Annotated in this window: 21 protein-coding genes; 17 read left to right on the forward strand and 4 right to left on the reverse strand. The window is 38.2% G+C overall.

The genetic code is table 11. The annotated features are described in order from the left end of the window. The first annotated feature begins 94 nt into the window (after nt 1-94). The 9 genes from porV to G7Y57_RS06605 all read left to right on the forward strand — a co-directional run bounded on the left by porV (nt 95) and on the right by G7Y57_RS06605 (nt 8,116). Nucleotides 95-1,252, forward strand: a complete 1,158-nt coding sequence (porV, locus tag G7Y57_RS06565; RefSeq protein WP_165021407.1) for a type IX secretion system outer membrane channel protein PorV — start codon at nt 95-97, stop codon at nt 1,250-1,252. Nucleotides 1,253-1,264: 12 nt separating this feature from the next. Continuing rightward, complete coding sequence (ispF, locus tag G7Y57_RS06570; protein ID WP_165021408.1) at nt 1,265-1,744, forward strand: 2-C-methyl-D-erythritol 2,4-cyclodiphosphate synthase; 480 nt, start codon at nt 1,265-1,267, stop codon at nt 1,742-1,744. A gap of 19 nt (nt 1,745-1,763) precedes the next feature. Further along, on the forward strand, nt 1,764-2,438 hold the full coding sequence (gene mnmD, locus G7Y57_RS06575; RefSeq protein WP_165021409.1) for a tRNA (5-methylaminomethyl-2-thiouridine)(34)-methyltransferase MnmD: 675 nt from the start codon (nt 1,764-1,766) through the stop codon (nt 2,436-2,438). A gap of 51 nt (nt 2,439-2,489) precedes the next feature. Further along, entirely contained in the window at nt 2,490-3,473 is a 984-nt protein-coding gene (gene dusB / locus G7Y57_RS06580) for a tRNA dihydrouridine synthase DusB (protein ID WP_165021410.1), read from the forward strand. Nucleotides 3,474-3,514: 41 nt separating this feature from the next. Then, nucleotides 3,515-4,990 (forward strand): cysteine--tRNA ligase, encoded by a 1,476-nt coding sequence (cysS, locus tag G7Y57_RS06585; protein WP_165021411.1) that lies wholly within the window; start codon nt 3,515-3,517, stop codon nt 4,988-4,990. 48 nt (nt 4,991-5,038) lie between these two features. Continuing rightward, a complete protein-coding gene (locus G7Y57_RS06590) occupies nt 5,039-5,737 on the forward strand; it encodes a DNA alkylation repair protein (protein WP_165021412.1) in 699 nt (232 codons plus the stop codon). Further along, nucleotides 5,734-6,957, forward strand: a complete 1,224-nt coding sequence (locus G7Y57_RS06595) for a M16 family metallopeptidase (protein WP_165021413.1) — start codon at nt 5,734-5,736, stop codon at nt 6,955-6,957. The genes G7Y57_RS06590 and G7Y57_RS06595 overlap by 4 nt, the downstream gene beginning before the upstream one ends. A gap of 33 nt (nt 6,958-6,990) precedes the next feature. Continuing rightward, complete coding sequence (locus G7Y57_RS06600) at nt 6,991-7,701, forward strand: outer membrane beta-barrel protein (RefSeq protein WP_165021414.1); 711 nt, start codon at nt 6,991-6,993, stop codon at nt 7,699-7,701. Nucleotides 7,702-7,810: 109 nt separating this feature from the next. Continuing rightward, nucleotides 7,811-8,116: a hypothetical protein gene (locus tag G7Y57_RS06605; RefSeq protein WP_165021204.1), complete on the forward strand. Its 306-nt coding sequence runs from the start codon at nt 7,811-7,813 to the stop codon at nt 8,114-8,116. A gap of 69 nt (nt 8,117-8,185) precedes the next feature. On the opposite strand, the gene G7Y57_RS06610 is transcribed toward G7Y57_RS06605, so the two are convergent. Continuing rightward, a complete protein-coding gene (locus G7Y57_RS06610) occupies nt 8,186-9,934 on the reverse strand; it encodes a L,D-transpeptidase family protein (protein ID WP_165021415.1) in 1,749 nt (582 codons plus the stop codon). 252 nt (nt 9,935-10,186) lie between these two features. Here G7Y57_RS06610 and era point away from each other — a divergent pair, with 252 nt between their 5' ends. After that, nucleotides 10,187-11,068 (forward strand): GTPase Era, encoded by an 882-nt coding sequence (gene era, locus G7Y57_RS06615; protein ID WP_165021416.1) that lies wholly within the window; start codon nt 10,187-10,189, stop codon nt 11,066-11,068. 116 nt (nt 11,069-11,184) lie between these two features. Here the strand turns inward: era and G7Y57_RS06620 are convergent, their stop codons facing one another. Continuing rightward, nucleotides 11,185-11,445, reverse strand: coding sequence for a hypothetical protein (locus G7Y57_RS06620; protein WP_165021417.1), 261 nt, complete (start codon nt 11,443-11,445; stop codon nt 11,185-11,187). A 354-nt stretch (nt 11,446-11,799) separates the two neighbouring features. On the opposite strand from G7Y57_RS06620, the gene mce reads away from it, so the two are divergent. The 7 genes from mce (at nt 11,800) to G7Y57_RS06655 (ending at nt 20,386) form a co-directional block, all read left to right on the forward strand. Then, entirely contained in the window at nt 11,800-12,213 is a 414-nt protein-coding gene (mce, locus tag G7Y57_RS06625) for a methylmalonyl-CoA epimerase (protein WP_165021418.1), read from the forward strand. A 91-nt stretch (nt 12,214-12,304) separates the two neighbouring features. After that, nucleotides 12,305-13,864 carry an acyl-CoA carboxylase subunit beta gene (locus G7Y57_RS06630; RefSeq protein WP_165021419.1) on the forward strand — a complete coding sequence of 520 codons (1,560 nt, stop codon included), beginning with the start codon at nt 12,305-12,307 and terminating at the stop codon, nt 13,862-13,864. A 19-nt stretch (nt 13,865-13,883) separates the two neighbouring features. Next, complete coding sequence (locus G7Y57_RS06635) at nt 13,884-14,063, forward strand: hypothetical protein (protein WP_165021420.1); 180 nt, start codon at nt 13,884-13,886, stop codon at nt 14,061-14,063. A 19-nt stretch (nt 14,064-14,082) separates the two neighbouring features. Continuing rightward, nucleotides 14,083-14,499 carry a biotin/lipoyl-containing protein gene (locus G7Y57_RS06640; protein ID WP_165021421.1) on the forward strand — a complete coding sequence of 139 codons (417 nt, stop codon included), beginning with the start codon at nt 14,083-14,085 and terminating at the stop codon, nt 14,497-14,499. 190 nt (nt 14,500-14,689) lie between these two features. Continuing rightward, nucleotides 14,690-15,871, forward strand: coding sequence for an efflux RND transporter periplasmic adaptor subunit (locus G7Y57_RS06645; protein ID WP_165021422.1), 1,182 nt, complete (start codon nt 14,690-14,692; stop codon nt 15,869-15,871). After that, on the forward strand, nt 15,868-19,011 hold the full coding sequence (locus tag G7Y57_RS06650) for an efflux RND transporter permease subunit (RefSeq protein WP_165021423.1): 3,144 nt from the start codon (nt 15,868-15,870) through the stop codon (nt 19,009-19,011). The genes G7Y57_RS06645 and G7Y57_RS06650 overlap by 4 nt, the downstream gene beginning before the upstream one ends. After that, the gene (locus G7Y57_RS06655) at nt 19,004-20,386 is read left to right on the forward strand and encodes an efflux transporter outer membrane subunit (protein ID WP_165021424.1); all 1,383 of its coding nucleotides are present in this window, start codon (nt 19,004-19,006) and stop codon (nt 20,384-20,386) included. Before G7Y57_RS06650 ends, G7Y57_RS06655 begins: the two co-directional genes overlap by 8 nt. 66 nt (nt 20,387-20,452) lie before the next feature. Here the strand turns inward: G7Y57_RS06655 and G7Y57_RS06660 are convergent, their stop codons facing one another. Next, nucleotides 20,453-21,121: a bifunctional 4-hydroxy-2-oxoglutarate aldolase/2-dehydro-3-deoxy-phosphogluconate aldolase gene (locus G7Y57_RS06660; RefSeq protein ID WP_165021425.1), complete on the reverse strand. Its 669-nt coding sequence runs from the start codon at nt 21,119-21,121 to the stop codon at nt 20,453-20,455. Nucleotides 21,122-21,142: 21 nt separating this feature from the next. After that, nucleotides 21,143-22,180, reverse strand: coding sequence for a sugar kinase (locus G7Y57_RS06665; protein WP_165021426.1), 1,038 nt, complete (start codon nt 22,178-22,180; stop codon nt 21,143-21,145). Between the last annotated feature and the right edge of the window lie 23 nt (nt 22,181-22,203).

The raw sequence follows: 22,203 nt of genomic DNA on the forward strand, positions 1-22,203 counted from the left end.
CTCTAAAAATGAGTTATTGATATAATGTGTTTATTGTTCGAAGATTTAAGATATTATATTTACAAAACTCAATTGATTTAAAAAAATAACATAGATGAAAAGTATTTTCAAGAAAGTCTTATTTGCAAATATGTTTGCATTGGCTTCATTCAGCGTATATGCACAAGATATAAACCCTATCATTACGGCAGTACCTTCACTGTCAATTGCTCCCGATGCTAGAGCCGGTGGTATGGGGGACGCAGGGGTTGCAACGGCTCCTGATGTTTATTCGCAACATTGGAATCCTGCAAAGTATGCGTTCGCTCAGAGTAAAGCAGGTTTCGGATTATCATATACTCCATGGTTGAGAAAAATAGTAAACGATATTGCCTTGCTGTATGCAGTCGGTTATTACAAATTAGGAAATGAAGATAATCAGGCATTGAGTGCTTCGGTTCGCTATTTTACTATTGGCGATGTAAATATTACAGATGCACATGGTATTTTAGGTAATACTATAGCTCCATACGAAATGGCTTTCGATTTAGGTTACTCCCGTAAATTATCAGAAACATTCTCAGGATCGGTGACTGTACGTTATATACGTGCCGACTATTCGGGTGCTGATGAAGAAGGAGCTCCCGGTAGTACATTTGCTGCGGATATAGCCGGATACAACGAGTCTTATATAAATATAGGGCAATCGGAAAGCTTACTTAGTTTCGGTTTTAATATTTCTAATATCGGAGGTAAAATTTCGAGTAATGAAGGAATAACAAACAATTTTATTCCTACCAATCTGCGAATAGGTACATCGTTGATGTATCCTATGAATGAGGTTAGTACCTTGTCTCTAAGTCTTGATTTGAATAAACTACTGGTGCCTACACCTCCGGTTAAAGGAGATATGACTACGGAAGAATTTGAAGCGGCACGTCGGGAATACTTTGATAGAAGTCCTATTTCCGGTATTTTCAGATCGTTTGGAGACGCTCCCGGTGGATTTTCCGAAGAACTTAAAGAAATAATGTGGTCGATAGGTGCTGAATATGACTATGATAGTAAGTTTAGAGTACGTACAGGGTACTTCCACGAAAACGAAATGAAAGGTAATCGTAGATATATGACTTTTGGGGTGGGATTCAAAATGAGTGCCTTCCAACTAGATGCTGCTTATCTTGCATCAACAGCAAAAGCAAGTCCATTGGATCAAACACTTCGTTTCTCTCTTGCATTTGATATCGATGCAATGCAAGGCTTATTTAAATAATTAATCTGAATAATGAAAATACGTGTTGGGTTTGGCTATGATGTACATCGCCTTGCAGATAATCGTGATTTATGGTTAGGTGGTATTAAGATTGATCACCCACAAGGTCTGATAGGGCATTCTGATGCCGATGTGCTTATTCATGCAATATGCGATGCATTGTTAGGTGCAGCCAACTTGAGAGATATAGGCTTTCACTTTCCTGATAATGCAGGGGAGTACAAAGATATCGATAGCAAGATATTACTGAAAAGAACATTAGAGGTTATCACCGAGAAAGGATACAAAATAGGTAATATTGATGCTACAATTTGTGCCGAAAGACCTAAGATTAATCCTCATATTCCCGATATGCAAAAAGTAATGGCTGATATACTCCAAATATCGGTCGACGATCTTTCAATAAAAGCAACCACATCCGAAAAAATGGGATTTGTTGGGCGTGAAGAAGGATTTTCGGCTTATGCCGTGGCTTTAATTGAGTCGAAATAATATAACAAATATAAATAAAATGAGTGTGAAACGCCAGATAGAGCTTACAGCCGATGGTTCTCACACTCTTTTTGTACCAGAACTCGACGAACACTATCATTCTGTAAATGGTGCGATACAAGAGTCTAAGCATGTCTTTATAGATACAGGTTTACATCATTGTCAAAAGAATGATGTTCATGTTTTCGAAGTAGGATTTGGCACAGGGCTGAATGCATTTCTTACACTGTTAGATAGTCAGAAGTCTGGGAAGACAATTCATTATACTGCGATAGAAGCTTATCCATTATCTCTTTCTATCATCAATCAATTAAATTATGCACAATCTCATTCTTTATCCGATCGGATGAGTTATGAAAAGATGCATTCCATCGATTGGGGGCTAGAAGCACAAATAGTACCAAATTATTATCTGAAGAAGATAGAGGCTGATTTCACTCAATTTGATTTCACCCAGATAAATAAAATTGATCTGATATATTTCGATGCATTTGCACCCGACAAGCAAGCCGATATGTGGACGCAGCATTTATTCGATAAACTTTATGGAATCTTGAACAATGACGGTATTTTAGTGACTTACTGTGCTAAAGGAATTGTCAGACGGATGATGCAACAAGCCGGATTTACGACCGAGCGCTTACCCGGACCACCCGGAAAGAGAGAGATGTTGCGTGCTACCAAACATCTGTAAATTGACGAAGATTGTCTATCTTTGTATCTCTTTTTTAGAAACAAACTCTCAATGAAAATAGGTAATATAGAATTTTGCGATAATCCCGTATTTCTGGCACCGATGGAAGATGTCACCGATTTGGGATTTCGACTTATGTGTAAACAATTTGGGGTAGACATGGTCTATACTGAATTTGTATCGAGCGATGCTCTTATACGTCGTGTAAACAAAACAGAAGCAAAGCTTGCTATCAGCGACAAAGAACGACCTGTGGCTATTCAGATATATGGTCGGGAAGTAGATGCTATGGTCGAAGCAGCAAAGATTTGCGAAGAATATAACCCCAATATACTAGATATAAACTTTGGCTGCCCTGTGAAGAAGGTGGCAGGTAAAGGCGCAGGTTCGGGAATGATGAAAACTCCTGATTTGATGGTCGATATAGTTCGGGAAGTAGTTAAGGCTGTAAACTTGCCTGTTACTGTAAAAACCCGCTTGGGTTGGGATAACGATTCCAGAATAATTGTTGATCTGGCAGAAGAACTGCAAGATGTAGGTATTCAAGCGTTGACTATTCACGGTCGTACACGTGCACAGATGTATACAGGTCAGGCTGACTGGACGCTTATAGGGGCAGTAAAGAATAATCCACGTATGCATATTCCTATAATAGGTAATGGTGATGTAACCACACCCGAAATCTGTAAGCAGCGTTTCGATGAAACAGGAGTTGATGCAGTAATGATAGGGCGTGGGAGTATTGGTAGTCCATGGATTTTTGAAGAAGTAAAGCACTTTCTAAAGACCGGTGAACATCTGCCTAAAAAAACTTTTACAGCCTATGTAGAAGTTTTGAAACAACTTATTCGTGAAAACGTAGCTCATTCGGGCGAGCGAGGTGGTATATTGCATAGTCGTCGTCATTTAGCCATCAGTTCTATATTCAGAGGAATACCCGATTTCAAAAAAATACGTGTTGCTATGCTCAGAGCAGATAGTGTAGAAGAAATATTTTCGATAATGGATGATATTCCTAACCAGTTCGACGTATAATTTTCTTATTTTTGTATTCTTATAATAACGACTTTTAAAACATGGATCAGAAGCTAGCTATCTACAACACATTAACTCGTCAAAAAGAAGTTTTCGAACCACTTCATGCTCCTCACGTGGGGATGTATGTTTGTGGGCCTACTGTATATAGTGATTCACATCTTGGGCACGCTCGTCATGGGGTGACTTTCGATTTGTTATTCAGATATTTGAAGCATATCGGCTATAAAGTGAGATATGTAAGAAATATAACAGATGTTGGTCATTTGGAAAATGAAGCTGGTAGCGGAGAAGATAAGATAGCCAAGAAAGCCCGTTTGGAGCAGTTAGAGCCAATGGAAGTCGTACAATATTATAGTAACAGGTATCACAAAGTGATGGCTGCATTGAATACATTGTCTCCTTCTATCGAACCTCATGCTTCGGGACATATAATAGAACAGATAGCAACTATTAACCGAATATTGGAAAATGGTTATGCTTATGAAAGCAATGGTTCTGTTTATTTTGATGTAGAAAAATATAATAAAGATTATAATTATGGTATTTTGTCGCATCGCAATATAGAGGAGATGCTGAATACCACGCGCGAATTGGACGGACAGGATGAGAAGCGCAGCAAAGTAGATTTTGCACTTTGGAAAAAAGCTGCACCCGAACATATCATGCGTTGGCCATCACCGTGGAGCGAAGGATTTCCGGGCTGGCATCTCGAATGCTCTACTATGAGTATAAAATATCTGGGTAAAGAGTTCGATATACATGGTGGTGGTTTAGACCTTATGTTTCCGCATCATGAATGTGAGATTGCTCAAAATACGGCATCAGAAAAGCATCAGGTAGTGAAGTACTGGATGCATAACAATATGATTACGATAAAAGGTCAGAAAATGGCTCGTTCGTTAGGGAATTTTATAACCTTGGAACAGCTTTTTGCGGGTGACCATGAATTGCTGGAAAAGGCTTATTCGCCGATGGCGGTTCGTTTCTTTATATTGCAAGCACATTACCGCAGTACTGTCGATTTCAGTAATGAAGCATTGCAAGCTTCCGAAAAAGCATTAAGCAGATTGTTGGATGCTTATTCTAAGATAGATAAAATAGAAGCATCTGCTACTTCAACAGCAGAGGTGAATGGATTGCGTGATAAATGTTATCAGGCAATGAATGACGATTTAAATTCGGCAGTTGTAATTTCACACTTGTTCGAAGCAGCCACAATAATAAATTCAGCCTTTGATAGTAAAGTTTCTTTGACGCAAGACGATCTAAATGAATTGAAATCTATTTTCGATTTGTTCCTATTTGATATTCTGGGTATCATAGATGAAGCAAAATCGGGAGTGGGTGATAATTATGAATCTTTCTCTAAAGCTATCGATCTATTGCTTGATATTCGTGCTAAAGCTAAGGCGAATAAAGACTGGGCTACCTCAGATCAGATCAGAGACGAATTGGCTAAGATCGGTTTTGAGATTAAGGATGGTAAAGATGGAGCGGAGTGGAAGCTAAAATAATGATATAGCTAAAGAGATATTATTTATCCCCATCTTATTTTACGATCTATGACAGCGAAAGAAATACAAAAGCAACTCGAATCTTATTCCACACCCGAAAAGAGAGATTTCCTTCCTTACTTTTTCAAAACAGGAAAAGGGCAGTATGGCGAGGGGGATAAATTTATTGGTGTTGTAGTGCCCGATTCACGAAAAGTGGCTAAAGTAAATAGAGACATTTCTTTTGATGAGCTGACAAAGCTTTTGAATAATGAATATCACGAATGTCGTCTTTGCGCATTATTGATTCTTGTCGAACGATTTAAGAAAGCTAAAGAAGAAGAGCGTAAGGTGATTTTTGATTTTTACCTTTCTCATACGCACCGTATTAATAATTGGGATTTGGTTGATCTTAGTGCTCAATATATTGTAGGCGAATATTTAGTGGGTAAAGATCACTCGGTTTTATATAAACTGGCAGATAGTGATTTGCTTTGGGATCAGCGAATTGCCGTACTGTCTACATTTGCTTTTATCGGGCAAAACGATTTTGAAGATATTTTGGCTTTGTCCGAAAAACTTTTACAACATCCGCACGACCTTATGCATAAGGCAACAGGATGGTTGCTTCGTGAAGCAGGAAAGAGAGATAAGCAAGTACTTTGCTCTTTTTTAGATAAGCATCATAAAGTAATGCCACGCACAATGTTGCGTTACTCGATAGAGAAACTTACGCCCGAAGAAAGGGCACACTACATGAAAAAATGATAAATTACCATTCACATATATTATCTAATGGATTGCGGATTGTACATAAACCAATGGAAGGAAATGTTTCCTATTGCGGTTTTATTGTAAATGCCGGAACACGTGATGAAGAAAGCGACGAATACGGCATGGCTCACTTTGTTGAGCACATGCTGTTTAAAGGGACAAAGAAAAGGCGTTCGCATCACATTATCAATCGCATGGAGCATGTGGGTGGTGAACTAAACGCATATACCAACAAAGAAGAAACGGTAATCTATTCTATCTTTTTAGAAGAACATTTCGGACGTGCATCTGAATTGCTGTCTGACTTGGTTTTCCATTCTGAATTTCCTCAAAGTGAGATAGAAAAAGAAGTTGAGGTGATTATAGATGAGATTCACTCTTACGAAGACAGTCCTTCGGAACTGATCTTCGATGAGTTTGAAGACCTTGTGTTCAAAGATTCAGATATAGGTCATAACATACTCGGAGATCCAGACCAATTGATCGGTTTTGATACAACAAAAGCCAAATCGTTTGTAAATAAACACTATATTCCGTCGAATGTTGTTTTCTTCTCTATGGGAAAAACAGACTTTAAAAAGATTATTTATTGGGCAGAAAAATACTTGTCAGATCTTACCCCTAGTGAGTATGGTGGTCATCGTTTGACTCCGAAAATAATCTCACCCATAAATAAAGCTGATAATAAGGATACATCGCAAGTACATGCTCTTATCGGAGGACGTTCTTACCCTATTCTTGATCCTAAGCGCAGAACTTTGCATCTGTTGAATAATATTTTGGGTGGACCCGGTATGAATAGCCGATTAAACATAAGCCTTCGCGAAAAGAGAGGTTATGTTTATAATGTTGATTCATCTGCTACGGCCTATTCTGATACAGGTATACTTTCTATTTATTTTGGCTGCGATAAGAAAAATGCAAACAAATGTATCGATCTTATACATCGTGAACTGAAAAAACTGAGGGATACCAAACTGACGACATCGCAATTAGCAATAGCTAAAAAGCAATTAATCGGACAGATAGGAGTGTCAAGCGATAATCATGAAAATTTAGCATTAACTTTGGGTAAAAGTTTTTTGTACTATAATCATATTAATACACTAGAGGAAACTTTTTCCAGGATAGAAGCTATAACATCTTCTCAGCTACAAGAAGTTGCGAACGAAATATTCGATGAAAATCGCCTCTTTAGCTTGATATATAATTAATTATTCTAACTTTGCAATTACTATATTGGCCTTATGAAAATAAAATATAAGATACTCTTGTTTATGTGCATCTTATTCAGCTACACAAGCCTGAATGCCCAAGGAATAAAAACCCGAAAACTTCGGGGCGATTTTAGATTTGGATTAAATTTTGCTGAAATGGACATACAAGGTGGTAATATGTATAAACAGCCTAAGATTGGAGTTCAGTTTGGTGGAACTGTGAGCTATAAGGTTCTTGGCGATTTTCAGTTGCAAACAGGTTTTTTTATAACCAAAAAAGGATTGAAACAGCATGAAAACTCGTATAGTGTAGATCGGAATAGTGGCATAACAACATTAGTCGATCGAAGAACGTGGGTTGATGCCAATTATGTACAGGTACCCTTTAATGTCGGACTCGAGCATTACTTCACAAATAATTTTGCTTTGAATATTAATGGTGGTATATATGTTGCATATGGTTTTAAAGGTCTTAGTAATGTTACAGGAACGATAACAACTATAGCTGGAACACAAACGAATGTAAGTGATGTAAATTCCGGCGATCAGCAGACTTTCCATTTAACAAGTTTAGGTCAATTAAAAAGGTTCGATTATGGTGCAGGGCTTAGTGTCGGAGCTATATATGATATATATGGAATAACAATGGGCTATGAGTATGGTCTTCATAATATATCTGCTATAGCCGGAGATGTCCGTAGAAATCGTAACTTTTATATTGGGTTAGGTTTTAGATTCTGATATGTATACATTTAATATATTTTAAGCGGGGACTGTATTACAGTTCCCGTTTTATTTTGCAAATTTGTTTCGGGTTGTATATGTGTGCAATGTGAAATAATAGAATGGTATGGAAAATATTATAAATAAACTGCAAAATGAAGCAGGATTGACAAAAGATCAAGCTGTTAAAGCTATATCTGTCTTCAAAGATTATCTTGATGGAGAAGGTCTTGATGTTGCATGGAATAAACTATCAAAGGAGAAGCAGGAGAATGTAGTTCAACAAGTAAAAGGATTTTATAATAATGTCTCGGAGCAAACACAGAACTATACGGATAAAATAACTGATAAGGTTGATAGCTTTGCTGTTAAAGCGAAGAAAGGTGTGGAGAATTTGGGTAAAATGGCCACAGAACTATTTGAGGAAAAATAAAGAATTATCTGATTATACAAAAAGGGTCGGTTTGATATCAAACCGACCCTTTTTGTATAATAAAGTATTTTATTTCTTCAGAGCCTCAAGTATAATAGTATCGTACCCATACACATCGTCAGCATAGTAGAGATCATCTTCATTAGGCTGTGTGTATATAGTCTGGTAGTCGATAAATAAAGATATCTTCACTTTAGGATTAATTATATCTCCAATCTTTTTTAGCTTATCTTCTTTTTTTAATTTTTTGCCTTCTTTGCTCATCGGTTCTCTATCGATACTGAAAAGAAGCTGGTCTTTATACATCTCTGACGATGGCGATGTGCAGAAGAAAGCAAGGTCTACGGGGCGCTGTACTCTTACGCATCCATGGCTTATTGCTCTATTCCTTCTGCCGAAAGCCTTTTGGTTAGGAGTGTCGTGCAAATATACCGAGAAAGAATTGTTGAACATGAACTTAATACGGCCAAGTGAATTGCTATAGCCCGACCCTTGTTTTATAGTATATCCGAATTTGCTGGGATTCACTTTGTCCCAATCTATACTAGAAGCATCCACTTCTTTACCGTCCTTATATAACTTCATATTGTTACGCGAAAGATATGTACGGTCTTTTTTCTGAGCGACACTAATCTCTTTACGTGCAATACTTGTCGGTACGTTCCACACCGGATTGAGGTTCATGTATGCAATGTCGCTTTGAAGTGTGGGAGTTTTATTGCCAATGCTGCCAACACAAACTCTCATAATTAGTGGTACACTATCAGTCTGAACCGCTATTAACTTAAATGCTGCAATATTTACTTCTATATGCTTATCTTCATTCTTCTTTGCTCTTTTCCATCTATAGCGCTCCATGTTGGCCTGAATGGTGTTCTGGTAGTATTCGAAGGGTCTGTTTAGCGCCTCTATGGTTAAGCTGCCAATCTCATTATCTTCAGGATAAGAATGTTTTTTTCTGAATGTATTTATTGCGGCAAGAAGCTCGTTGTCCAGTACCTGATGTAAACTATCACTGCTTGTCGAATCTGCACTATATTCTCCTGTTATCAGCAAACGTTGTGCTATTGCTGATATGTTTTTACTCCGATCCCCAATCCTATAACCTATGTTATCGCCCTTATTCTCAATTTTATCAAACTTTATATCCTTTTTATTTTCGTAGTCTTTATAAGCAGCTTGCATTTTAAGGTATATTTCATCTGTTGGCTGCGACTTTTCCATTGTGGCAATCGGATCTTTAATGATATCGGTATATAATTGAGTATTAAAAGTAGAATCAGCTTGAAGTATTGTTATGCTATAATCATCTTTTCCAAAAAGTTTCTTAGGGTTAAGAAATCCGTATGTCATACCTCTGGTATATTTTACAGCAGCTTTAGTAGTCATTTCTTCCAATTCAGCCATTTTTACATATAGTAAATCCAGATTGTCAGAAAATACTCCGGAATCAATAGAGTCGGTTATTGAAAGAATACTATTTGTTGGGAATAAGTTTTCAGGAATCCCATGTTCATCGATATTGCTTAGTATCGCTATGATACTCTGTACCTTTGTCGTGTTCAAAGTGTCATTTATCCAAAGCGGCTTGTAATCATTATTGGAGTATAGCAATGATAATATTGAATCTGATTGCACATGCTCTTGAAACATCTCATGAAATTCCTGAGGGTTGAAATCCGGATAATTTCTTGCGAACTTTGATCTGACAACTTCCTTTTTGCCGGACTCACTAATTTTGACATTTTCATTGTTTTTGCAAGCCGATATTTCGAAGAATAAGAAAAGTAAAAGTATAAGATGTGTTATTTGTCTCATATGTGTATCAAAGCTACTTTGCTTTATGTAGAATTGTTTGTATTTTTTTCGCTGACAAAAGTAGTAAAACTTTGCCAATAGACAACACACCATGATAGCTAACAGTTATATTTGTAAGATTGGTCATTCAATTCTATAACATTGTTTGGTATAAATAGTTCTGTTACTTTATTTTTATGATCAATCTGCGGGTATAGTTTTCTATTTGCAACGAAAACTTTTGTACTTTTGTTGTCAATTAATTATAATGGAATGCATAAATCAGGATTTGTAAATATAGTAGGTAACCCTAATGTCGGTAAGTCGACATTAATGAATATATTGGTCGGAGAGAAGATTTCTATCATTACTTCCAAGGCTCAGACTACACGACACCGTATATTGGGTATCGTTAATACTGACGAATATCAGATTGTATATTCTGACACTCCGGGAGTACTTCGTCCTAATTATAAGTTACAGGAGTCGATGCTCAATTTCTCAGAATCGGCTTTAAGTGATGCGGATGTATTGCTTTATATGACAGATGTGATAGAAAAGACTGATAAAAATGAAGCTTTTCTTCAAAAAGTTCAGCGTACTGATGTACCTGTTTTACTGTTAATAAACAAAATAGATAAGAGTAACCAACAGGAATTGGAAACTTTGGTTGCCGCATGGAAAGAATTGTTGCCCAAAGCTGAGATATACCCTATATCTGCAATAAGTAAGTTTAATGTAGATGTAGTGAAGAATAGAATATTACAGTTAATACCCGAGTCTCCTCCTTATTTCGAAAAAGATGCTTTAACCGATCGTCCGGCTCGCTTTTTTGTGACTGAGATTATCCGCGAAAAGATACTTTTGTATTATCAAAAAGAGGTTCCTTATGCTGTCGAGGTTGTAGTAGAAGAATTTAAAGACGAACGCGAAATTATAAATATTCGAGCACTGATCATTGTGGAACGTGATACCCAAAAAGGTATTATTATTGGTCACAAGGGTGCAGCCTTGAAGAAAGTTGGTACTATGGCTCGTAAAGATATGGAGCGATTCTTCGATAAGAAAATATTCTTGGAAATGTATGTCAAAGTAGAGAAGGATTGGCGAAGCCGCGATAATATACTCCGATCTTTTGGTTATCGTATGGACTAAATATATTATATAAAATAAAAAACGCATGGGTGTTAAAGCCGATGCGTTTTTTTATTTTGTTTCAAAGTATTACAATTAACTATATTACTTTGAAAATCATAAGAAGTTAAATGGTTTTACATACCGATTTGACTCTTGATAAAATCACGGGCTTCATCTTTTGTTTTAAAATACATAATCCCTTTAATTTTAGCAGGAAGTCTATCCAAATTAAGTTCTAATTTGCTAGAGGTACATTCCATTGAGAAATTCTCATACGTTGTGGTGGTATCTTCTACATTAATCTGGCTAATATTGAATGAGCTGATAGATAATCTTTCAGGATCTACCTTGTAGACGATGCTTCCACTCTTTTTTAAAGTGTCATCTGTTTTCATAATAAATAACTTTAATTAGGGTTGGACATCTTACCTCTTTTAAGATAAGGAATAAAACTCAAAAAAGTTTTACCTAAACGTTAAATTAACTAATTATTAACATGTATTTAACTTAATTATGGGCAGATATGTTTGTTTTCAACTGCTTTGCAGAATATTTATTTTTTGAGTCGTTATTTAATTTTATTGAAAAGTATGTGGTTTATAGTGAATCTCCGTATTATAAGATTGTTGCACAGTTCTTCGAAAAGTGTGCAATAGTATGTGTTTTTTTTATTGTATAAATTTCGTTGTCTTATAATTTAGTAGTACTTTTGTCAAAACTAAATAATAACATTTTATTTTTAATAAATCATGGATATTTCACACATCGAGCATTTAGGTATTGCCGTAAAAAGTATCGAAGAACAACTACCTTATTACGAAGGAGTGTTAGGTTTGAAATGCTATAGCATTGAGGTTGTTGAAGACCAAAAAGTAAAAACCGCATTCTTCAAAGTAGGACAAACTAAAATTGAATTATTAGAGCCAACAAGTCCTGAAAGTACAATCGCCAAATTTATCGAAAAAAGAGGTGAAGGTATACATCACATCGCATGGTGCGTTCAGGATGGAGTTGCTAACGCTCTTGCTGAAGTGGAAGCAAAAGGTGTTCAGTTAATTGATAAAGCACCACGTCGCGGAGCAGAAGGTTTGGATATAGCTTTCCTTCATCCAAAATCGACAGGTAGCGTGTTGACCGAGCTTTGTGAAACACCAAAGAAATAAGAAATTAATAAATGGCTTTACACATAGACTATCTGTTGTAAAGTCATTTTCTATTAGAATAAAATCATATTGAATTATAAAATATAAAAACATGAGCCAACTTGAAAAAGTAAAAGAGCTAATTGAACTTCGAGCAAAAGCTCGTCTTGGCGGTGGTGAGAAAAGAATAGAAGCTCAACACGCAAAAGGTAAATACACAGCACGCGAACGCGTAGCGATTCTACTCGACGAAGGAAGCTTCGAAGAGTTTGATATGTTTGTAGAGCACCGTTGTACAAACTTTGGAATGGAGAAAACTAAGTTCCTAGGTGATGGTGTTGTAACCGGTTGTGGAACTATCGAAGGTCGTCTGGTTTACGTCTTTGCTCAGGATTTCACTGTAATTGCAGGATCTTTATCTGAAACTCTAGCTATGAAAATCTGTAAAGTGATGGATATGGCTATGAAAGTAGGTGCTCCTGTTATTGGCATTAACGATTCGGGTGGCGCACGTATTCAAGAAGGTATTAATGCTCTTGCTGGTTATGCTGAAATTTTCCAACGTAACATTTTAGCTTCGGGTGTTATCCCTCAGATTTCCGGTATCTTCGGTCCATGTGCCGGTGGTGCTGTTTATTCTCCGGCTCTTACCGACTTTACTTTAATGACAGAGGGCATGTCTTACATGTTCCTTACAGGACCTAAAGTAGTGAAAACCGTAACAGGTGAAGATGTAACTCAAGAGGAATTAGGTGGTGCAAGTGTACATACAACTAAATCGGGTGTTGCTCATTTTTCTGTTGGCAACGAAGATGATGGTTTAGCACTAATCCGTCAACTATTTGGATTCCTTCCTTCTAACAACATGGAAGAAGCTCCAAGACGCGAATGCAAAGATCCTATCGCAAGAATGGATGATTTGTTGAACGAAATTATCCCTGAAAATCCGAACAAACCATACGATATGTATGAAGTGATCGGTGCTGTTGTTGATAACGGCGAATTCTTGGAAGTTCATTCGGCATATGCTAAAAATATTATTGTAGGTTTCGCTCGCTTCAACGGACAATCTGTTGGTATCGTAGCTAACCAACCTAAATATATGGCTGGTGTACTAGATATTAATGCTTCACGTAAAGCGGCTCGTTTTGTGCGTTTCTGTGATGCGTTCAATATTCCAATAGTAACATTGGTTGACGTTCCCGGATTCCTTCCAGGTACAGGTCAGGAGTACGGTGGTGTTATTACTCATGGTGCAAAATTACTTTATGCTTACGGTGAGGCTACTGTGCCTAAGGTTACTGTAACACTTCGTAAATCGTACGGTGGTTCTCATATCGTAATGAGTTGTAAACAACTTCGCGGAGATATCAACTATGCATGGCCGACTGCCGAAATTGCAGTTATGGGTGCTGACGGTGCTGTTGAAGTACTATATGCTAAGGAAATCAAAGCAGAGACTGATCCTGTTAAACAAGCAGAAGTTGCTGCGGCTAAGAAAGACGAATACAACAAACTGTTCTGTAATCCTTACAACGCTGCCCGCTATGGTTATATCGATGATATTATTGAACCACGTAACACACGTTTCCGTGTAATCCGTGCATTAGAACAATTGAGAACTAAAAAGCAAACTAATCCTGCTAAAAAGCATGATAACTTGCCTCTATAATCTCTAAAAGAATATAATTATGAGTGAAAATAATATACCGGCAGACGTATTAGCAGCTATTGCGATGGCAATATATGAAATGCAAGATCAGGTACATGATGTAGAAAGCAATGTGCTTACGTTCAAAAGACCTGCACAGGATTTCTTGCCATGGAGCGCTAAAGAAAATGGTATGTTGGTAATGCCAAGTAGAAAATAAAACTTGAATAATTAGTTGTATGAAAACATTTAAATATAAAATCAACGGTAAAGAATACGCAGTTGCCGTTAATAAAATGGAAGATACTCTAGCCGAAGTGGAAGTAAACGGTACTTCTTACAAAGTAGAGTTAGAGAAAAAAGAAGAAGAGGTGGCTGCACCTAGAATTCAGCGACCAGTTGTAGCTTCTTCCCCAGCAGCAGGCAAGCCTGCAGGTACGGGTGCTGGTGCGATTAAGTCTCCACTTCCGGGAATCGTTATTGATATAATGGTAAATGTAGGTGACCAAGTTAAAAAAGGTCAGACAGTTGCTATGCTTGAAGCCATGAAAATGGAAAATGCGATCAACTCGCCTTTGGATGGAAAAGTAGCTTCAATCTCAGTAAGTACAGGTGATTCTGTACTCGAAGGAGTCGTTATTCTTACTATCGAATAATAAAAAATCCGATCAATATAGAGGCTGTATGAATCATTTCATACAGCCTTTTTTGTTTTAAATTAATATAAAAAATAAAGACTGGTTTTAGCCTTTAGCTTTCTATACTTACCTTTGTGGAATTGGAGAAAAACAATTTCACACATCAAATGTTAATCTATAGGATGTATTCCTGTAAATTTCAATATATATGAAGAATATTAAAACAAACCTCTCATTACTCTCTGTCTGTATTTTTATTTTCTTATTCAGTGCTTGTAAAAAGACAACAGTAGAACCTCCTGTTGTAGAAGTAGAACCGGCTACAGTAGATAATATTGAAATTTATGGCGATTATGTCGGGCTTATCCGTGCTTCGCGCAATGTAGAGATCCGTGCACGTGTGGAAGGCTTTTTAGAAAAAATGACTTTCAATGAAGGTAAAAAAGTAGAGGTGAACGAGCCTCTGTTTTATATTAATAACGCACCTTATAAAGCCCGTGTAGAAAAGGCAAAGGCTCAACTAAAAAAGGATGAAGCTCAACAAGCAAAAGCACAGCGTGATGCAGAGCGTTTGCGTCCTCTCTACCAACAAAATGCGGCCAGTCAGTTAGATTTAGATAATGCGGAAGCAGCATTGGATATGACGAAGGCAAACGTGTCGATGAGTAAAGCCGATCTGGAACAAGCCGAATTAGAACTTAGTTATACTGTTGTGAGATCACCCTTATCGGGTTATATAAGTGAACGATATGTCGACATAGGGACTTTGGTAGGCAATAATGCTAAATCATTATTAGCTACGGTTGTTAAGCGTGATACTGTACTAGTCGATTTCAAATTGACGTCTCTCGATTATCTGAGGAGCCAGCGCAGAAATGTGCATTTAGGTGAATTAGATACAACACGCTCATGGCAACCGACAGTAACTGTTACATTAGCCGACAATTCGGTATATGGAGCAAAAGGTATCGTCGATTTTGCATCTCCGTTGGTAGATCCCAAAACGGGAACTTTTGGGGTACGTGCTGAGTTGCCTAATCCGAACCAAGTGCTACTCCCCGGACAGTTTACACGTGTAAAATTACTTCTCGATGTATTGGAGAATGTAGTGGTTGTTCCGCGAAAAGCTATTATCATAGAAAAGGGTGGTGCATTTATATTTGTTATACGCCCCGATAGTATTGCTGAAAAAAGATATATAGAAACAGGTCCTGAACAGAATAATAAAATTGTTGTTACTCGCGGGCTATCTGCTAATGAAAACATTGTAGTAGAAGGATATCAGAAATTGACACATGGGCAATTGGTTATACCGCGTACTCGTAACGAAGAAGAGGCAATAGAAGCTACGGTCAGAGAGCAACAAGCTAAGAAGGAGGGAAAAGAATGAAACCTGGATTTTTTATCGACCGCCCCATTTTATCTACAGTCCTGTCATTACTGATAGTTATTACGGGTATTATAGGTTTGGCTCTTCTTCCTATTGAACAATATCCCCAAATAACGCCTCCTATGGTTAAGATCAGTGCATCTTATCCCGGAGCAAGTGCAACCACTGTTTCGCAGGCAGTAGCAACACCCATCGAGCAAGAATTGAACGGTACTCCCGGCATGATATATATGGAATCCAGTAGTTCCAATTCGGGAGGATTATCTATAACTGTTACTTTCGATGTCAGCACAAATGTAGACCTAGCTGCTGTGGAAGTACAGAATAGAGTAAAACTAGCGGAGTCCCGTTTGCCGGCCGAAGTTTTGCAGAACGGTATTTCTGTAGAGAAACAAGCAGCCAGCCAATTATTGACAATAGCCTTAGTATCTGAGGATCCTAAGTTTGATGAAATATACTTAAGCAACTACGCAACTATTAATATTCTCGATGTAATCAGACGTATACCCGGTGTTGGTCGTGTATCGAATGTCGGTAGTCGCTATTATGGTATGCAGATATGGGTATATCCCGATCGTTTAGCCAGTTTTGGGTTGACAGTAAAAGATTTACAGGATGCGCTCAAAGATCAGAATCGTGAATCGGCAGCAGGAGAGTTAGGTAAGCAACCTATTATTAATGTTGATGTTGCAATGCCGATCACTGCGCAAGGTCGATTGTCGACAGTCAGCGAATTTGAAGACATTGTAGTAAGAGCAGGTAGCGACGGATCATTTATTCGTATGCGCGATGTTGCCCGTGTGTCGCTGGAGGCTTCATCATACAGTACCGAAAGTGGATTGAATGGGAAATATGCAACAATGCTAAGTATTTATATGCTTCCTGGGGCTAATGCAATGGAGGTTGCTAATGAGGTGAAAATGGCGATGACGCAGATCCAGAAGGATTTTCCCGAAGGTCTCGATTATTTGATCCCTTTCGATATGACAGAATATATTTCGGAGTCAATTCACGAAGTATATAAAACACTATTCGAAGCGCTGTTTCTTGTAATTGTTGTTGTGTTCTTATCATTACAGAACTGGAGAGCATCATTAATCCCTATTGTAGCAGTACCAATTTCGTTAATAGGAACTTTTGGGTTTATGCTTTTGATGGGATTCTCTTTAAACATGCTGACTCTTTTAGGTTTAGTTCTCGCCATAGGTATAGTTGTTGATGATGCTATTGTCGTTGTCGAAAATGTCGAGCGCATAATGGAGGAAAAGGGGCTTAATGCTCGTGAGGCAACTCATCAGGCAATGAAAGAGTTGGCAGGAGCACTTATTGCTACCTCATTGGTATTAGCTGCCGTATTTGTGCCAGTAAGCTTTCTGGATGGAATTACCGGTTCGCTATACAGACAGTTCTCTGTAACAATTGTAGTATCTGTTTTGATATCGGCAGTAGTAGCTTTAACGCTCAGTCCGGCTATGTGTGCCCTCATATTGCGACCATCGCAAAAGAAGAAGAACTTTGTTTTCCGCAAGATAAATATATGGCTGAATCAAGGAAATAAAAAATACGCAAGTATCTTGCTAAAGGTTATCAATAATCCTCGCCGCATTATGGCAGGTTTTGGGATGATAATGGTTTTTATATTCGTACTCAATAAAATAGTTCCTACAAGTTTTATACCGCAGGAAGATCAGGGATATTTTACTGTTGAATTGGAAATGCCTGAAGGTGCGACGTTAGAACGTACAAGAGTTGTTACGGACAGAGCCGTGGCATATCTTGACCATCACGAAGCAGTAGACCATGTGCAGAATGTGACAGGATCTAGTCCTCGTGTGGGAACAAATCAAGGTCGTGCAACGTTGACAGTTATCCTTAAATCGTGGAAGGAACGAAGTGTAGGAGTCGATGATGTTATACGCGATGCTCAAAAAGAATTTTATAATTATCCCGAGATTAGAGCCTTTGTGAGCAGACCGGCAGCTATACCCGGATTGGGTTCAGCCGGTGGAGTGGAAATGAAATTACAGGCTCGTTCTGATGCAACATGGGATGATTTGGTGGCAGCGACTGATACATTTATGCATTATGCAGGGCAATCTAAAGAACTAGCTAATATCTCATCTTCGTTGCAATCTGAGATACCTCAGTTGTATTTTGATGTAGATAGGGATCAGGCTAAATTATTAGGTGTTCCTATATCTGATATTTTTTCTACGATGAAGGCTTATCTGGGTTCGGTTTATGTGAACGATTTTAATATGTTCAACCGCATATATAAAGTGTATATTCAGGCTGATCAATCGTATAGAGCAACTCCCGATGACATAAATCTTTTCTTTGTAAAAGCAGCGAATGGATCTATGATACCTCTTACCGCATTAGGTACAACAAGTTATACAACAGGTCCGGGTAATATCAGCCGCTTTAATATGTATACATCGGCTTCGATGCAGGTTACCCCAGCGAAAGGATATAGTTCGGGACAGGCTATGAATGTAATACAGGATATAGCTGACGAGCATTTGCCCGAAAATATTGGTGTTGCATGGAGTGGACTATCCTTTCAGGAGCAAAAAGCTAGTGGACAGACCGGGATAGTAATGGCGTTGGTCTTCTTATTTGTTTTCTTGTTTTTAGCTGCCTTGTATGAAAGCTGGACAGTGCCGATAGCTGTTTTATTATCTTTGCCCGTGGCAGCATTAGGCGCATTTCTTGGTATTTGGGCGGTAGGATTAGATAATGATATATATTTTCAGATAGGATTAGTAACACTGATTGGTCTTGCGACGAAAAATGCAATATTGATAGTCGAATTTGCAAAGATACAGGTCGATAAAGGAATGCAACCAATCTATGCAGCAATGCAAGCAGCTAAATTACGGTTTCGTCCTATTCTAATGACTTCGTTAGCTTTTGTATTGGGTATGTTGCCGATGGTGTTAGCATCGGGTCCGGGATCGGCTAGTCGCCACTCGATAGGTACAGGAGTTTTCTTCGGTATGATTGTTGCGATTACATTTGGTATTATACTGGTGCCTTTCTTCTTCGTGATGGTTTATAAGGCTAAAAATAAATTTAAGATACCTGAATTGAAGTTTCCTAGATTTATGAAAAGAAATAAACAGAATAAGTATGAGTAAAATCAAATATATAATAACCACTTTAATTTGTATTACTGCTATTTTCTCATGTAAAATAGGGCAAAAATATGAACCTGTCGAAATGGTTGATATGCCTGACACTTTTGATACAAGAGGAATGGGAGAGGGTAGTACAGCCGATATTGGTTGGAGTACGCTTTATTCAGATACTATTTTGTTGGAATTGATATCTAAAACTCTCGAACATAACCAAGATGTTCTTATTGCTACTGCGAGAATTAACGAAATGGCGGCGAATAATCGTATTAGTTTTGCTAACCTGTTTCCACATCTGGGTGGTGAAGTTGCAGGGCAAAAAGAATATTTAAATTATGGGGGAGATAGTAGAAAATATTCGCCCGAACTACGAGCCAATTTAAATGTGTCGTGGGAAGTCGATATCTGGGGGAAACTCCGTTGGGCGAATGATGCTGCTATTGCCGCTTATATGCAATCGGTGGATGCCCGACAAGCATTGCAATTGACATTAATATCGCAAGTTGCACAAAATTATTTTGAACTAAAAGCCTTGGATCGTGAATTCGAAATCGTGAAACAAACGGTGGAAGCTCGCCGCGAAGGCGTTCGTTTTGCAAAGCTTCGTTACGAGGGTGGACTTACATCGGAGATACCTTATCGTCAGAGTTTAGTGGAGTTGGCACGTACCGAAACACTTATTCCTCGCTTGGAGAATGAACTGAAATTAAAGGAGAATGATTTGTTCGTTCTAGCAGGCGAATTTCCTTCCGGTACTATAAAGAGGGGAGAGGGATTCGATCCGAAGAAGTTGCCTTTGGGTTTACCTATCGATCTGCCATCATCTTTATTGAAGCGCCGTCCCGATATGTTACAGGCAGAGCAGAAATTAATTCAGGCTAATGCAAATGTCGGTATTGCTTATACAGATATGTTTCCTTCGTTGAATCTTATTGGTCGTTTAGGTGGAGAGAATACCGAACTGGCAAACTTCTTGAGTAGTCCGACATGGTTTGTATCCGGTATATTAACCGGGCCTATATTTAATATGGGTAAAAATAAAGCTAAACATAATGCGGCGAAAGCTGCTTATGAACAAGAGGTATATAGCTACGAAAAAGCTGTTCTAGGGGTATTTAAAGAAGTAAATAATGCCATAATAACTTTTCAGAAAATGCGTGAAGTACGCCAGACAAACGAAGCTCTTTACACATCGGCAAGATCTTACCACGAACTGGCTAAATTGCAATATATAAATGGTCTGGTTAGTTATTTGGATGTGCTCGATGCAGAGCGTCAATTATTTGATGCTGAAATAGCTCTTAATAAAGCAAACTTGGAGGACCTTACGTCGCTTGTTACTTTATATAAGGCACTGGGTGGTGGAATTATTAAGTAATATGTAAAAACAGAATAGCCTTGATGTAATTCAAGGCTATTCTGTTTCTATATGATAAGATGAAAATCAGCGTAACTTATTTATGATAGTAAATGCTTCTTTGCACATATCTGTGATTTTAGACCATTCTTTAGCAGCTATCACTTCCTTAGGAAACAGGTTAGACCCCATACCAACGCACGCAACTCCAGCCTCGAACCATTTTGTCAGATTTTCCTCAGTAGGCTCTACACCACCTGTTACCATTAGGTTAGACCATGGCATAGGAGCTTTTACATTCTTCACGAAAGATGGTCCGCCAACATTGCTTGCGGGAAATACTTTGATAATCTCAGCACCTAATTCTTGAGCATAACCTATTTCACTCACAGAACCACATCCCGGTACATATGCCACCTGACGGCGATTACATACTTTAAAAATATCAGGATTGAGTAGCGGTCCTACAACAAAGTTTGCTCCCAATTGTAAGAATAGTGATGCAGTGCCGGCATCTATAATGGAGCCAATGCCTAGTATCATATCAGGACATTCTTTAGCTGCCCATTTATTTAGTTCTCCAAATATTTCATGTGCATAGTCACCTCTGTTCGTAAATTCAAAAGCTCTGACCCCTCCCAGGTAGCAGGCTTTTAGAACCTGCTTGCTGACTTCTAAATCCGAATGATAAAATACAGGAATCATTCCTGTTTGTTGTATGGTCTGACATACTTGTATTCGTGCGAATCGTGCCATTATATTGTTGTTTTTTCGTTTTTATCTGGATACCCTTCCTGAACCGTCGCCTTTCATCAGATTCTCTACTTCGGCAACAGCAACAAGATTGAAATCGCCATAGATTGTATGTTTCAGACAGGAAGTTGCCACTGCAAATTCCAATGCTTTCTGATCGTCACTTGGATAGGTTATCAATCCATATATGAGTCCGCCCATAAAAGAATCACCACCGCCAACACGATCTACAATATGAGTAATATCATAACGTTTCGATTCGTATAATTTGTCAGAATAAAGGCAACCGCCCCATGTATTGTGATTGGCATTAATAGAACCTCTCAATGTGATTATAACTTTCTTTGCTCGGGGAAATCGTTTCTGTAATTGGGTACATACCGATTCAAATTCAGCAGCATTCACTTCTCCTCCTGTATGTGCTACATCGAAACCTTCGGGCTTGATTCCAAATACTTTTTCGGCATCCTCTTCATTTCCTAAAATTACATCGCAGCCTTCCACAAGAGTAGGCATAACTTCATTAGCTGTTTTCCCATATTTCCAAAGATTCTTGCGATAGTTCAGATCAGTCGAAACAGTAATGCCCATTTCATTGGCTACTTTAATTGCTTCGAGGCAAGCATCTGCTGCTCCTTGCGAAAGGGCAGGGGTAATTCCCGTCCAGTGAAACCATTGTGCATCTTTAAATACTTCTTTCCAGTCTATCATGCCCGGTTTTATATCGGCAATAGCAGAATTGGCTCTGTCGTACACAACCTTCGATGCACGGGCTACTGCTCCGGTTTCTAAGAAGTAGATGCCTACACGATCACCACCTCTGAGTATATTGTTAACACCTACACTATATTTCCTCAAATCAGAAATGCACCATTCGGCTATATCATTTTGAGGCAGGCGTGTTATAAATTCAGTTGGAATACCATAATTAGCCAGCGATACGGCTACATTGGCTTCTCCTCCGCCAAAGGTAGCATTCAAATTATTGGATTGTATAAACCGCTGATATCCGGGTGTCGCCAGACGCAGCATAATTTCTCCAAAAGTAACTACTTTTTTCATTATCTGTTTTCTATGTATTAATC

Origin of the sequence: Dysgonomonas sp. ZJ279, from assembly GCF_011039205.1 — a bacterium.
Taxonomy (GTDB): Bacteria; Bacteroidota; Bacteroidia; order Bacteroidales; family Dysgonomonadaceae; genus Dysgonomonas.

Bases quoted from the DNA above. Each gene is read 5' to 3' on its own strand.
- porV (WP_165021407.1), top strand. From the start codon at position 95: ATGAAAAGTATTTTCAAGAAAGTCTTATTTGCAAATATGTTTGCATTG.
- ispF (WP_165021408.1), top strand. From the start codon at position 1,265: ATGAAAATACGTGTTGGGTTTGGCTATGATGTACATCGCCTTGCAGAT.
- mnmD (WP_165021409.1), top strand. From the start codon at position 1,764: ATGAGTGTGAAACGCCAGATAGAGCTTACAGCCGATGGTTCTCACACT.
- dusB (WP_165021410.1), top strand. From the start codon at position 2,490: ATGAAAATAGGTAATATAGAATTTTGCGATAATCCCGTATTTCTGGCA.
- cysS (WP_165021411.1), top strand. From the start codon at position 3,515: ATGGATCAGAAGCTAGCTATCTACAACACATTAACTCGTCAAAAAGAA.
- G7Y57_RS06590 (WP_165021412.1), top strand. From the start codon at position 5,039: ATGACAGCGAAAGAAATACAAAAGCAACTCGAATCTTATTCCACACCC.
- G7Y57_RS06595 (WP_165021413.1), top strand. From the start codon at position 5,734: ATGATAAATTACCATTCACATATATTATCTAATGGATTGCGGATTGTA.
- G7Y57_RS06600 (WP_165021414.1), top strand. From the start codon at position 6,991: ATGAAAATAAAATATAAGATACTCTTGTTTATGTGCATCTTATTCAGC.
- G7Y57_RS06605 (WP_165021204.1), top strand. From the start codon at position 7,811: ATGGAAAATATTATAAATAAACTGCAAAATGAAGCAGGATTGACAAAA.
- G7Y57_RS06610 (WP_165021415.1), bottom strand. From the start codon at position 9,934: ATGAGACAAATAACACATCTTATACTTTTACTTTTCTTATTCTTCGAA.
- era (WP_165021416.1), top strand. From the start codon at position 10,187: ATGCATAAATCAGGATTTGTAAATATAGTAGGTAACCCTAATGTCGGT.
- G7Y57_RS06620 (WP_165021417.1), bottom strand. From the start codon at position 11,445: ATGAAAACAGATGACACTTTAAAAAAGAGTGGAAGCATCGTCTACAAG.
- mce (WP_165021418.1), top strand. From the start codon at position 11,800: ATGGATATTTCACACATCGAGCATTTAGGTATTGCCGTAAAAAGTATC.
- G7Y57_RS06630 (WP_165021419.1), top strand. From the start codon at position 12,305: ATGAGCCAACTTGAAAAAGTAAAAGAGCTAATTGAACTTCGAGCAAAA.
- G7Y57_RS06635 (WP_165021420.1), top strand. From the start codon at position 13,884: ATGAGTGAAAATAATATACCGGCAGACGTATTAGCAGCTATTGCGATG.
- G7Y57_RS06640 (WP_165021421.1), top strand. From the start codon at position 14,083: ATGAAAACATTTAAATATAAAATCAACGGTAAAGAATACGCAGTTGCC.
- G7Y57_RS06645 (WP_165021422.1), top strand. From the start codon at position 14,690: ATGAAGAATATTAAAACAAACCTCTCATTACTCTCTGTCTGTATTTTT.
- G7Y57_RS06650 (WP_165021423.1), top strand. From the start codon at position 15,868: ATGAAACCTGGATTTTTTATCGACCGCCCCATTTTATCTACAGTCCTG.
- G7Y57_RS06655 (WP_165021424.1), top strand. From the start codon at position 19,004: ATGAGTAAAATCAAATATATAATAACCACTTTAATTTGTATTACTGCT.
- G7Y57_RS06660 (WP_165021425.1), bottom strand. From the start codon at position 21,121: ATGGCACGATTCGCACGAATACAAGTATGTCAGACCATACAACAAACA.
- G7Y57_RS06665 (WP_165021426.1), bottom strand. From the start codon at position 22,180: ATGAAAAAAGTAGTTACTTTTGGAGAAATTATGCTGCGTCTGGCGACA.